We start from the raw sequence: 12,914 nt of genomic DNA, 5'->3' as shown, positions 1-12,914 counted from the left end.
ATCCAAAATATCAACAAACAAGAACGATAACGTAAATTTAAGGATTTATTAAAGCTTAGAAACCTGCTTCAGAAGAAGGCTTTTGTTTTCTGAGTTCTTTGATGATGCTTTTCATTGCACCATTAGTACCGATTTTTATCGAGTTCTCTGCTGAACCCAAAAGACGCATATTTTTACGATAGGTATCATAATCGGAAGATGCTATAAAATTGCCTTCTGCATCAAAGAGTTTCATGCTTACAACAACCTGGCTGGAAAAAACATATTTTCCTAATCCTACTTTGAAATATTTTACTTTAGGAACAATCACAAAATCGGCATCGTTGTTTTTGCTGTATTCTACAATTGTTTTAGAATCGATGCTGTCATAAGAAATCTGCACCTCAGATCTCAGCATTTTATTTTTTCTGAATGCACTTACTTTATCTGAAACCGCACTGAAAAAAGCGTGGTTGGTAGGTTCTTTGATTTCTTCAAGATCGGGCTCTACTTCGGGATTGAAATATAAGATTTTCTTTATTTTATCATGATGGTGGGTTTTCTGCGCTTTTACAGAAGAAATACCTGCGATAAATACAATAGAAACAAGCGTATAAAATAAGATTTTTTTCATGATTTCGAACACAGCAAAAGTACTGTCTTTTAATGGAATGGCATAATTTTATTAAGAAATTTTTAACATATTTTTCTATCCCATCTAATAAACATCATCAATAATGTTTTGCTGCATAGAAAAATAGTTGTAATTTTGCACCCGTTACATAATAATCATTAAACAATATTGGAATGTACTTAACAACAGAAAAAAAAGCAGAAATTTTCGCAAAACATGGAAAATCTGCACAAGACACAGGAAGTGCTGAAGGACAAGTTGCACTTTTTACTTTCAGAATCAACCACTTATCTCAGCATTTGAAGACTAACCGTCATGACTTTGCTACTGAAAGATCTTTGGTGAAATTAGTAGGTAAGAGAAAAAGTTTGTTAGATTATCTTAAAAACAAAGATATCACAAGATATAGAGCAATTATTGCTGAACTTGGTTTAAGAAAATAATCTATTAAGATTTCCAAAAAATAAGAAGCAACTTCGCAAGAGGTTGCTTTTTTTTATGCTCTGATAATCAGAAATTTTCAATCGACTTATCAACTTTTACCTGTTTTCGGACAAGAATATTTACTTTTGCTTCTTTTAATTTAATTGAAAGATTTGAAACAGTTTTATTACTATTTGTTGATATTGATACCATCCTTCTTCTATTCTCAGGATCAGGATTCTATTTCTGAAAATAATCTTCAGGGTACGGTCAGTTTACAATTAGGCAAATTTTTAGGCACAAATGATTATCTGAAGGCGCTGGATCATCGAACGGTAATGGGTGCTTCTGCAGAACTTACCGTACAGACAGACGGAAGCAAAGAGTGGCACAAAAGATTTGGTCTGCCATATTATGGCGGAGGTATTTTGGCTTTGAATTTCCCGGAAAATCACGATATGGGAAGTCCGTTTACAGTTTACGGAACATTCGGCGGAACCATGAAGCGTGCTACAAATCATTCCTGGAATTATGAAACGAGCGCAGGCTTTGCATTTGGCTGGAATCCTTATGATCTGCAAAAAGGTTATCTCAATCAGACTTTAGGTTCATCGGTCAGTATTTATATTAACTTAGGTGCGAGTTACAAATATTACTTGGGAAAGCACTTTGATTTGGGTCTGGGTCTTAATTTTAACCACTTTTCAAATGGTGCTTTAAAACATCCCAATAAGGGAATGAATATCCTTTCTCCTAAACTTTCGCTGACGTATAATTTTAATGAACGGTTTATTCCCAAAAAAGATTCTTTGTCTGCTTTTGATAAATACTCAACATTAGATGTCAATGTTTTCGGAGGAGTGAGACATGCTATTTTTATTGGTAAAGATCCGGGTTTTGCAGATTTTGATGTAGATATGGTCAAGAAATTCCAAGGTGAATATTATCAAAATTGGGGTATTGAAACAGTTTACCACAGGCAAATCACCTACAAATCTTCTTTAGGATTAGGAGTGGGTCTGTTGTATGATGAAGATTATAATAACAGGTTTTATCAGGATGAAAGTGGAGCAATCCAAACTGAAAAAAGATTTAAAAAAGACAATCTTCTGCTCAATATTTTCCCTTCTTACCGGCTTTCTATTTCAAAATTCGATATTCAGCTTCAGCCTGGATTTCATTTATTTAAAAAAGAAATTGACCGTCGCTATGATAAAACTATTTTTTATCAGCGGGTGGGATTCCAATATACAGTCGGGAGAAATTTACTGATAGGAATTGCTTTGAGATCTTATAAGTTTCACAAAGCTGATTATATAGAGTGGAGACTTGGTTACAGGATATTCAACAAGAAAAATACATAATGCTCCGTTTTAAATTGCAATTTTTCTCCGCTGAAATTTTAAATATTCTATTTAAAACAAAAACAGTAAATTTGCACCACATTTTTAGACGAAATTATAATAATTAAAGCGCTCAATACGGAGTGCAACACAAAACAATTTATGAGTATACCTCACGCAATTACAGAAACGATCATTCTTGCAGACGGCAGAGAGATCACAATCGAAACAGGAAAATTAGCAAAACAAGCTGATGGTTCTGTAGTCGTAAAAATCGGCGGAACAATGCTTTTAGCAACTGTTGTAGCCAGCAAAGAAGCAAAAGAAGGTGTAGATTTTCTACCCTTAACAGTAGATTACAGAGAAAAATTCTACGCAGGCGGAAAAATCCCCGGAAACTTCTTCAGAAGAGAAGCCAGACCTTCAGATCAGGAAATCCTGACGATGCGTTTGGTAGACAGAGTTTTGAGACCATTATTCCCGGAAGATTTCCACGCAGAAGTTCAGGTAATGATTTCATTGATTTCTTATGACGGAGTTTCAATTCCTGATGATTTGGCAGGTCTTGCAGCTTCTGCAGCGATTGCAATCACTGATATTCCTTTCAACGGACCAATGTCTGAAGTAAGAGTAGTAAGAATTGACGGAAAATTATCAGTTAATCCTAATTACGCAGATCTTAAATTGGCCGACCTTGATATTATGGTAGGAGCAACGAAAGATTCTATCGTAATGGTAGAAGGTGAGATGAAAGAAATTTCTGAGGCAGAAATGCTTGAAGCAATCCAATTTGCTCACGTTGAAATCAAAAAACAAGTAGAAGCTCAGGAAAGATTGGCTGAAAAAGTAGGCAAATCTTTACCAAAAAGAGAATACAGCCACGAAAATCACGACGAAGCAATTCGTGAGAAAGTGTGGAAAGAAACATACGATAAAGTATACGAGGTAGCAAAAATTCCTTCAGGAAAAGAGGAAAGACACGAAAAATTCAAAGCTGTACTGGCTGAGTTTTTAGCTCAGTATGTTGAACATGCAGACGAATTAGAAAGAGTAACGCCTTTCGCAAAAGTATATTTCCACGATGTGGAAAAAGAAGCGATGCGTCAGATGATTTTGAATGACAAAATCCGTCTTGATGGTCGTGATCCGCAAACGATTCGTCCGATCTGGAGCGAAATCGATTATTTACCGGGAGCACACGGTTCTGCTATTTTCACAAGAGGTGAAACGCAATCTTTAACTGCTGTAACTTTAGGTTCAGTAAAAGATGCGAACATGGTAGACAGCGTCATGGTCAACTACGACGAAAGATTCTTCTTACATTATAACTTCCCGCCGTTCTCAACGGGTGAAGCTCGTCCTTTGAGAGGAACTTCAAGAAGAGAAGTGGGTCACGGAAACTTAGCTCAGAGAGCTTTGGCAAATATGATCCCGGAAGAAAATCCTTACACCATCCGTATCGTTTCTGATATTTTGGAATCGAACGGTTCATCTTCTATGGCAACTGTTTGTGCAGGAACTTTAGCATTGATGGATGCAGGTGTACAAATCAAAAAACCGGTTTCTGGGATCGCAATGGGATTGGTAACTGATGTAAAATCTGGTAAATTCACTGTACTTTCTGATATCTTGGGTGATGAAGATCACTTGGGAGATATGGACTTTAAAGTAACCGGAACTGCAGACGGAATCACGGCTTGCCAGATGGACATTAAAGTTCAGGGATTGTCTATGGAAATTATGGAAAAAGCGCTTCTACAGGCTAGAGACGGAAGATTACATATTCTTGATAAATTAAATGAAACGATTTCTGCACCAAGAGAAGACGTGAAACCTCATGCGCCGAAAATGGTCATGCTGGAGATTTCTAAAGATTTCATCGGTGCGATTATCGGACCTGGAGGAAAAATCATTCAGCAGATGCAGAAAGATACAGACACCGTTATCGCAATTGAAGAAGTTGGCGAAATCGGAAGAATCGAGATTTCCGGTGTAAGCAGAGATAAAATCAACGAAGCGATTGCAAAAATCAACGAGATCACTTTTGTACCAACTGTAGGTGAAGTTTACCAGGGTAAAGTAGTGAAAGTAATGGATTTCGGAGCTTTCGTAGCAATTGCAAAAGGAACTGAAGGATTACTTCATATTTCTGAAATCGAATGGGCTCGTCTGGATAAAGTTCCTTATAAAGAAGGTGATGAAGTTGAGGTGAAATTTATGGGTTATGATGACCGTAAAAAGATGAAGCTTTCAAGAAAAGTTTTGTTGCCAAGACCAGAAAGACCAGCTCCGAAACCTAGAAATGAAGAGAACGTAAATCCTGAAGGCAGAGACCAACCGGGAGAACACAAACCTTTGAATGAAGCTTAAGAATTGATTCTTAATTATATTAAATCCCTCTTTTTGAGGGATTTTTGTTTTCTACAACTATTTGAATAACGAAAAGAATTTAAGGTTTTTTTAAAGAATACCGATTAACTTTCGAGATAAAGTTTTGAAGTTGAGTTGTCCAAAACAAAACTGAAAATCAATAATTTAAATAATTATGATTATTTCGAGGATTTGTCGTATATTTGCAGTATAATTAATAAGAAGGTTTCTGCTTTTCATAACTATTTACAGTTTAGAATACTCATTTTTCCTCAGTTTACATTATTCCAAGTGCCAATTTTACTTATTTCAGAAATAATATTTGAGCAGGCAATTTGAATCACCATTACTGATCAATTTTAGAATACCTTTATCTCTGTTCAGGATAAGAAAGTTTAGGAATAAAAAATCCCTGATAACGATTTTAAATTCAAAAAAATTTATTATCTTAATGCAGTAAAACTACGAAGAGATTTTAACATCATCTTTTCATAGTAATCAGTACGACCTTTTCGATGTATTTATCAGGTGAAATAAGATAAAATCATTGAAAAATAACTCAAGAATAACAATTAATATACAATAATATATGGCGGATTCTTTCTCAAAAAAAGAAAACTTTAAGAAAAAATTACAGAAGCAAAAGGAAAAAGCGATACGTCGCGAAGACCGAAAGAACACCAATGACAAAGGAAAAAGTCTTGATGATATGATCATGTATGTAGATGCAAACGGTCAGTTAACAAGTACACCTCCTGATAACTCTAATGCAGAGGCTATCAATTTGGATAACATTCAGTTGGGTGCAGCTCCTATTCAGGAAGAAGATCCAATCAAGTCTGGTATCGTTACATTTTTCAGCGATAAAGGGTACGGATTTATCACAGAAGATAATTCTAAAGAAAATGTATTCTTTCACAGTAACAACTGTGTGGATATCATTAAAAAAGGAAACAAGGTATCTTTCGAAAAAGAAAGATCACCAAAAGGTTTCTCTGCGATCAATATCAAAATCATCAGATAGTTTTACACTATACATAAAAACAAACCGCTTCAGTGATGAAGCGGTTTTTGTTTTATAATTTACGGATGCAAGAATATTGTTTCCGATGTAAGATTATCTTTAGAACGCACTGCCGGAGGATTGTAAAGGCTGTGTGATTTTTTGAAGGTTCGCTACATTTTTAGCGTGCCCTACTTCTGAGGTGCTTGACATAATATTTGTGTTTTTAAATTAGTAATTGAAATATAAAAATTATTTTGAATAAAATTAATTTCGAAGTAAAATGTTTTTATATTCAGCATATTATGTTAAATTAGGTAACGAAAAATCCTGAAACGGAGGCTAGGGTTTTGTAGTTGTGTAATGAAGATTGTAAATCTGAGTTATTTTTGATAATTTTATTTAGAAATCTTATTTTCTAAATCATCTAAGTAATCTTTATGTTTAATAATATCCTTTCTAATTTTTTTACAAAGATCTGCATCAAATGTTAAACCTTCCTTTTTATATTTAAAAAATTGTCTACCGTCCTCATCAGTCTCTAAAATAGCGTGAGCAAATTTGTTTCTGATTAGATTTATTTCTTCTTTATAATCAGTTGTAAAATCATAGGATGAATAGAACTCAATTATTTTTTTTAATGAATCAGTTTTATAATCGGAACTAAAAACAAAATTATCTTTAGTTAAATTTTTATAATTAGATTTACCATCACATTCTTCTTTAACAAATTTAATTTTAGATTTGAAATGAGTAATTATTTTTTCATAAATTGATTTGGTGAAAATTTCGTCATACAAACCATCTATTTTTAGAGCATTTTGAACAATACTTAACATTTTATTATCAAGATTACTTGTCTCATTCATAATCATCCCTCTCATTAAAATGATATTCTGGAATTTTTTTACTGTTAGATTTATTAAATCTTTCGCCTTTTCAATAACTGTATCATAGTGGTCTCTTTTATTTCTACTGGTATCCACAAATGTAATTCTATCTAATTTAGTTGTGTCAACTACATTCCCTTTAGCAGAATAAAACATTATTTCTGTAAAAATAGACTTCTCTCTAACTTCTTTTATAATGACATCACCATTTCTATTATTACCATCTTCAAGATGATAATCAGTTAGTATAAGGTCATAGTCATCAGTTAAATTATCGAAAAATTCTTTCTCGTTTTTAGTTAGTGTTATATAAGGTTCAAAATATAAATCTTTTAAGAAATTTTCAACTTCTATATTATATCCGTCATCGCTTATTGTTTTAGCTTTATCATCAAGCCATAGGATTTTGTAATCTATTTTCATTTTGGAATGGTTATTAGGAATGTAGTCTCTTTGTTTGGAATAGAATTAACTTCAATTGAGCCATTAAGGGTTTTTAAAATATCTTGATTTTGATATAACCCAATCCCAGATCCACTCGTAGTAGTGTAACCTAATTCAAAAATTTTATTAAGATCTTCATTTGCTATTCCTTTTCCATCGTCCTTTATTTTGATCATTAAATTTTGATCATTTTCATGAAAATCAATTTGTATTATTTTTGCTTTAGCTTTTTCTGAATTTGTTATAAAATTATCAATGAAAGTCGTGATTTCAAGAGGGATTATTTTTTTAACAAACTCAATTGAATTGTTCTTAATTTCAATCTTGATATTTGTGTCAATAATATTATCATCTGCTAAGTAAATTTCATCAATATAATCTACAATAAAACTTACAATATCTGTAGAAATTTCTTCTGCTGTTAGATTAAAGTTAGCTTTCGTTATGAAATTGGCAATTGAGTTAACTTTACTCGATTCAAGTGACATAATAGAAATGTACCTTTTTGATTTTTCATCTAAATTATCGCCCAAGTGTTTTAAAAGCAATTTTATATTTCTATTTATTCTGCCAGAAGAATGGGAAACTTGATGCTGAAGACCAATTATTTTCTCTTTATCAGTACCTATTAAAGCACCTTTAAAAGCACTTTTTTTCTTTTCATTATCGAGTTCTTCGGAGACTTTCATTTTTTCCTCTTCCGCTTTTTCTCGTTTGTCTTTTTCTTCTTCCTTTTCTTTTTCTGCTTTTAGTTTTGCTAACTCAGCTTCAATTCGTTTTGTTTTTTCTTTTTCTTTTTCTAATTCTGCTTGAATTTTTTTTTGTCTCTCCTCTTGTTCTTTTCTTTCTGCCTCTATTTTTGCTTCTTCAGATTTTTTTGCTTTTTCTTCAGCTTCCTTTCTTTTTTGTTCTTCTTCTTCTCTTTTTTTCTTTTCTTCTTCAGCTTGTTTTATAGCTTCCTCTTTTTCTTTTTCTAATTTATGAAAATGTTCGTCAGTTAATTTATAAGCTTTCTTGAGGGACTCATCATTGAGATTATCAGCAATTTTTTCTAAATCCTTTAAAAATTTTGGTTCAACTGAATTAATGTTGTCGTTAACTAAGTCCACTAACTCTTTGTTGTAATCTAATATTGTAATTTCTTTTTCGTTTGAAAGACTTTTTAATAATTGAATAAAGTCTATTTTACTCCCTACATTTGATTTTGCAATATTAAAATTGTCAGAATTTTTGTCTTCATTTAAATCATCTCTTAAATTTTGACCTTCATTTTGTGTTTTAAAATATTTTTTCCTAAGAAATGCTTCACCCCATAAAACTCCAGTTACATATCTTTCCAATCTTCTATGGGCTTTTAATGTGAAAATTTCTTTCATCTGATTAAAACCTATTGTGTCAACTAACCCCCCGTCTCTACTAGAAACTTCTTTAAATTGTTCAAAATTATTTGTAATAATGTCAACTCTTCCAAATAAATCTCTAGTTCCTATAAATCTATTATACCCTTGTTGTGCTCTATAATCTAAACCCCAACTGTCATCACCTTTATTGCCATATGGTTGAACTCGGAAACCATTTTTAAAAAGAAATACAGAGCCATAATTTACAGGTTGAATTCCCATTCTTTTGCTAAAATTAACTTTTGCAGTAAAATTTAAGAAATAGAGATTTACTTTTAGATTATCTATGAAAAGATTGTACTTATTTTTTTCTTTAATATGGTAGATTGTTGTTCCCCTATCTATAATTTTGGTATAGATAAAATCCGAATCTACTTCTAAAGATAACTCTGTTGTCTTTAATTTTATAATATCTAAAATAGAATTCTGAACTTCTCCATTTACTCTATCTCTTTCAATATATTTAAATTTATTGGTTTTATCATCTATTTTGAAATCCTCTTCAACGTCTCTTTTAGAAATAATTTCAATAATAAAATTTTCAGTTTCAGAGAAAGGGTTGATTAATTTTTCAAGAGAATGTTTTAAATCTACAATTCTGCTTCTTGACCAATTTGATGAATTGGAAATTTCTAAAATTGTTCCGTGATTTTTGTTATTAGGAAATGGAATTTTAAATGAGTGGACTGAATTGTGAGTAACAGGAATGTTGATAAAATCTTCTAAATCATCATGTTCGAAATCTTCCCAATTAATTTCTAAGATTTCAATCTTATCAAAATTATTTTTTTTCGTAGCAAGTTTAAGTTTAGAACCTAACCTATCACTAGAAAACCTGCCAATTCCTTTTGCCCCTGCGTAAACCTTTTTATTCTGTATTTCATCTCTATAAGAAATTCTTTTTAATTTCACATCTTCAGATTCTTCAGCATCTTCGGTGCCGTTTTTTTTTGCTGAATAAGCTAATGCTAACCATTTGTTATGGACATCATCTAAAGACATACCTTTTCCATCATCAGCAATAATTATTTTATTCTTTTCAAAAGTGATGATTACCTTTTTTGCGTGAGCATCGTACGAATTTTTTACTAACTCAAAAATTGCAATATTATCGTCAATAATTAAATCTTTACCAACAATACTTTTAATACCGGATTTAACGGAAAAATATAGTTTTTCACTCATCTTTTAGATTAGTTCTTGTAAGATTAATCCACTTTGCTCTCCAAAAAGTGGTGGAATAGCATTCCCGATTTGCGTATATCGTGGAACTTCTTTTATCCGCAATTTGCCCCCAGTAGTATATTTACCTTGAAATTGATACCAATCAGGAAATGATTGTATACGTGCGTATTCACGAACAGTTAAAATTCGCGGTTCAGCGTAGTGTATGTAGTCGTCCGGAAGGGTTGTAATTGTTGGAGTTTTATCTAAAGCATTTAATGGTATGACTGTACGTTTCTTTATACCAAATTTTTCTTGAATCAGTTTACTTATATTTAGATTTCTTCTTTCTTTAGTTTCTTCAAGTATATTTTTAAATCTCTCAATTATTAATTTAGAATGTTTAGGAAAACGGTGGCTATTTGCTATTTTTTCTTTTACACCATTGCGCATAAGTTTTTGGTAGTTTCCTTTTTCCTTTCCATAAATTCCCGATTCAAAACTTGGGTAATCTGGCGTTTGTTCTAAACCATTTTGCTTAAATAAATCAGATATTGCATCCTGAAGGTTAGTCGTTGTCGTTAGTCCCTTTTCTTTTAGAAAATCAAATTTATTGTTTTCTAAAGAACTAAAAAAAGAATCAACTTTTTTCTGCGAAGCATTCTTTATGTTTTTTTTAATACCTACAAGAATAAAGCGAGTTCTTTTTTGAGGAATCCCATAATCTCCAAAATTTACTAACTGACCATTAACATAATATCCAGCATCTTCCAATTTTTGAATTACTTGAGAAGAATAAGCGATTCCTTTTTCTTTATTCTTTTTGAACTCCATTGTAAAACCTTTTACGTTTTCAAAGAAAATAATTTTCGGCTCTACCGTTTCTACAAATTTTATATAAGAGTTTATTAAATCATTTCTTAAATCAAATTCGTTTCGCTTTCCAGCCATTGAAAATCCCTGACAAGGTGGTCCTCCAACAACCATCGTGACCTTTCCTTTTAATTTTTGCAATTGTGGAGAATAATTTAAAAGTACTTCGTTAATGTCATGATTATTTTGTGGAAGCCATTTAGGCCAATCAAAATGATTTTTATTTTGAATTAAATTGAATTCTAGTGTTTTAAAAGCATCTGCATTTTTTTCAATTGCAAAAACCCCTTTCCATCCCGATTGATGTAAACCTAAAGAAAGTCCACCACAACCAGCGAAAAGGTCTATATAGGTTAGTTTGTTTTTATACATAAAAAGCTTTACATACAAAAATAAAATAAAATATCTGAAAAAAATAACTATTTTTTATTGCAAAGAAAATATATTGCTTAATGAGGAAAAAAAGATTACGAAAATTCGTAATCTTAAAATCATCTTTTCACAAACTTTTTCTTCCTCTTCCAGGGCGCATTTTTCTGCACATCACCCGCCATAATACATCCGTAAGGCATCACTTCGTCCAGAACTTCGCACAATCCGTATTCTTCAATTTGTGCTCTGACGTTTTTGGCACTTTTATAAGCGGTCGGAAGTTCGGAAATATCAATGTCGTTTGTAAAGAAACGGATGTCTAATCCTTGCGTTTCTTCTTCAAAAACTTCTTCCATGGTTTTATGAGCCAATGATTTTTTATGCTGTGTTCTGCTGAAATTTCTTCCTGCTCCATGCGGCGCAAAACCTAAGTTTCTGTCATTTGTTTTCCCCTGAACGATTAAAACCGGTTCTGCCATATTCAACGGAATCAATCTTGGTCCGGTAATATCCGGCATAAATTTGTCATCCAACGGAGTTGCTCCTTTTGCATGGTAAAATAAATCTCCATCCTTGAATACGAAATTATGCTCGTTCCAGTATCTGTTTTGTTTTTCGATATTTAATTTTTCTAACACTGCGTTATGAATGGCTTCATGGTTTTCTTTCGTCCATGCTCTGATCAATTGCAAAGCTTCCCAATATGATTTTCCTTCTTCAGTTTCAAACGGAATCCATGCGTTTTCTTTTAAAGTTTCAGGGGAAATTTCCATTCTGAAACGGTTGGCGATTTTCATTCCTTTGTCGTACAAAGCTGCTCCCGGAGCTCGTGATCCGTGGTGCGTCACCATCATTGTATTTCCTGTATTTTTTGAAGTTCCTACAAAAAGAAAATGGTTTCCGTCGCCCTGAGTTCCCATGTGAGATCTTGCAATGCTGATTAATCGTTCGTCATTCAAAAAGAAATTGTCTCTGAAAGCATCCATCAACTCCTGAGACATTTCCATTTGTTCACCTCTCGGTCTTCCTCCATATCCGAAATGGGTGATAGAATGGGCTGCATCCAGAACTTCTTTAGGATCAGCTTTCCCAAAGTCTGTCAACATGACCGAACAGCAGATATCTGCGCTATGAAATCCGGGATGAATTGCATTTTTGGCAACGACCACTCCGCCAACCGGAATGTGACCTTCGGGACCTGTGGGACACGCATCGGGCATAATGGCTCCGTTAATTAATGTTGGAGTTTTCATTAAAACTTTCATCGTGTTGATGACTTTTTCTACATTGTCGATTTCATTGTCATGTTCCGGACGGATGTTGATGATAAAATGTTTAGGCTCTTCATGTAGTGGAATCGGATCCGGTGATCTGAACTGTTCAAGATAAGTTGCCAGATCATTTTCGTCTAATTGATTTTCATTAATATATTGTATTGCTTCATTAAACCATTTTCCAGGTCTGAATCCTAATTCGATTAAATCGTTTCCGTTGATTGTTTTAGTTGTATTCATTTGTTCGTTATTTGATAATGCAAAGTAATGGGCTTGTTGCGTAATCTTTTTGCGCAGATCATTTAATTTTAATTATTTTTGATAAATTTTAAAAAATGTTAGAACAATTAAAAACTTCTTCTGAAACGATTCAATTTAATGATGTTATTGCGTATATCGATGAACACTATGAATTTACTCCGACAAAATTCACCAACGGAAATATGGTGAACGAAGCAGATCAGAATAACGGTTCATGTAAAGTTTTCAGTTTTGGAAGGTTGAATGATTTGTCAAAAGAAGATACACTTTCTCTTTTCGGCTCTTTTTACCGGGAAGATGTTTTGAAAAATCCTGAAGGAACAGATCATCAGAATATCAGGAATTTTATAGAATTTGGTTGGGATGGAATTTCTTTTCAAGGGGAAGCTTTGAAGAGAAAATAGTATTTTCCTTAATTGTTGAAATTCCTTAGGAGTGACAACGTGTTATTCTTTATAACCACCCCGTCAAAAATCGTAGATTT

General features: G+C 32.7%; 10 protein-coding genes. 5 read left to right on the top strand and 5 right to left on the bottom strand.

What is annotated here, in order from left to right; translation table 11 throughout:
- Positions 1–55: 55 nt before the first annotated feature.
- Positions 56–613 carry a pyruvate decarboxylase gene (locus ACZZ9T_RS14465; protein WP_463433285.1) on the bottom strand — a complete coding sequence of 186 codons (558 nt, stop codon included), beginning with the start codon at positions 611–613 and terminating at the stop codon, positions 56–58.
- A 173-nt stretch (positions 614–786) separates the two neighbouring features.
- On the opposite strand from ACZZ9T_RS14465, the gene rpsO reads away from it, so the two are divergent.
- The 4 genes from rpsO to ACZZ9T_RS14445 all read left to right on the top strand — a co-directional run bounded on the left by rpsO (position 787) and on the right by ACZZ9T_RS14445 (position 5,773).
- Positions 787–1,056, top strand: coding sequence for a 30S ribosomal protein S15 (gene rpsO / locus ACZZ9T_RS14460; RefSeq protein WP_463433283.1), 270 nt, complete (start codon positions 787–789; stop codon positions 1,054–1,056).
- Positions 1,057–1,209: 153 nt separating this feature from the next.
- On the top strand, positions 1,210–2,400 hold the full coding sequence (locus ACZZ9T_RS14455; RefSeq protein WP_463442671.1) for an acyloxyacyl hydrolase: 1,191 nt from the start codon (positions 1,210–1,212) through the stop codon (positions 2,398–2,400).
- A gap of 141 nt (positions 2,401–2,541) precedes the next feature.
- Positions 2,542–4,749, top strand: coding sequence for a polyribonucleotide nucleotidyltransferase (locus ACZZ9T_RS14450; RefSeq protein ID WP_463442670.1), 2,208 nt, complete (start codon positions 2,542–2,544; stop codon positions 4,747–4,749).
- Between the two features lie 589 nt (positions 4,750–5,338).
- Positions 5,339–5,773 carry a cold-shock protein gene (locus ACZZ9T_RS14445; RefSeq protein WP_219969579.1) on the top strand — a complete coding sequence of 145 codons (435 nt, stop codon included), beginning with the start codon at positions 5,339–5,341 and terminating at the stop codon, positions 5,771–5,773.
- 377 nt (positions 5,774–6,150) lie between these two features.
- On the opposite strand, the gene ACZZ9T_RS14440 is transcribed toward ACZZ9T_RS14445, so the two are convergent.
- The 4 genes from ACZZ9T_RS14440 to ACZZ9T_RS14425 form a co-directional block, all read right to left on the bottom strand.
- Entirely contained in the window at positions 6,151–7,065 is a 915-nt protein-coding gene (locus ACZZ9T_RS14440) for a response regulator (RefSeq protein WP_463442669.1), read from the bottom strand.
- A complete protein-coding gene (locus tag ACZZ9T_RS14435) occupies positions 7,062–9,671 on the bottom strand; it encodes a sensor histidine kinase (protein WP_463442668.1) in 2,610 nt (869 codons plus the stop codon). The genes ACZZ9T_RS14440 and ACZZ9T_RS14435 overlap by 4 nt, the downstream gene beginning before the upstream one ends.
- 3 nt (positions 9,672–9,674) lie before the next feature.
- Complete coding sequence (locus tag ACZZ9T_RS14430; protein WP_463442667.1) at positions 9,675–10,895, bottom strand: DNA cytosine methyltransferase; 1,221 nt, start codon at positions 10,893–10,895, stop codon at positions 9,675–9,677.
- A gap of 119 nt (positions 10,896–11,014) precedes the next feature.
- Positions 11,015–12,409, bottom strand: coding sequence for an RtcB family protein (locus tag ACZZ9T_RS14425; protein ID WP_463442666.1), 1,395 nt, complete (start codon positions 12,407–12,409; stop codon positions 11,015–11,017).
- A 95-nt stretch (positions 12,410–12,504) separates the two neighbouring features.
- Between ACZZ9T_RS14425 and ACZZ9T_RS14420 the strand changes: the two genes are divergently transcribed.
- A complete protein-coding gene (locus ACZZ9T_RS14420; RefSeq protein WP_463442665.1) occupies positions 12,505–12,834 on the top strand; it encodes a HopJ type III effector protein in 330 nt (109 codons plus the stop codon).
- Positions 12,835–12,914 lie beyond the last annotated feature (80 nt).

The sequence above is a fragment of the Chryseobacterium sp. AC417 genome (assembly GCF_979258215.1).
This window is presented reverse-complemented; position numbering and strand designations above follow the sequence as displayed.

Coding starts and splice junctions, on each gene's coding strand:
- ACZZ9T_RS14465 (WP_463433285.1), bottom strand. CDS start 613: ATGAAAAAAATCTTATTTTATACGCTTGTTTCTATTGTATTTATCGCA.
- rpsO (WP_463433283.1), top strand. CDS start 787: ATGTACTTAACAACAGAAAAAAAAGCAGAAATTTTCGCAAAACATGGA.
- ACZZ9T_RS14450 (WP_463442670.1), top strand. CDS start 2,542: ATGAGTATACCTCACGCAATTACAGAAACGATCATTCTTGCAGACGGC.
- ACZZ9T_RS14445 (WP_219969579.1), top strand. CDS start 5,339: ATGGCGGATTCTTTCTCAAAAAAAGAAAACTTTAAGAAAAAATTACAG.
- ACZZ9T_RS14440 (WP_463442669.1), bottom strand. CDS start 7,065: ATGAAAATAGATTACAAAATCCTATGGCTTGATGATAAAGCTAAAACA.
- ACZZ9T_RS14435 (WP_463442668.1), bottom strand. CDS start 9,671: ATGAGTGAAAAACTATATTTTTCCGTTAAATCCGGTATTAAAAGTATT.
- ACZZ9T_RS14430 (WP_463442667.1), bottom strand. CDS start 10,895: ATGTATAAAAACAAACTAACCTATATAGACCTTTTCGCTGGTTGTGGT.
- ACZZ9T_RS14425 (WP_463442666.1), bottom strand. CDS start 12,409: ATGAATACAACTAAAACAATCAACGGAAACGATTTAATCGAATTAGGA.
- ACZZ9T_RS14420 (WP_463442665.1), top strand. CDS start 12,505: ATGTTAGAACAATTAAAAACTTCTTCTGAAACGATTCAATTTAATGAT.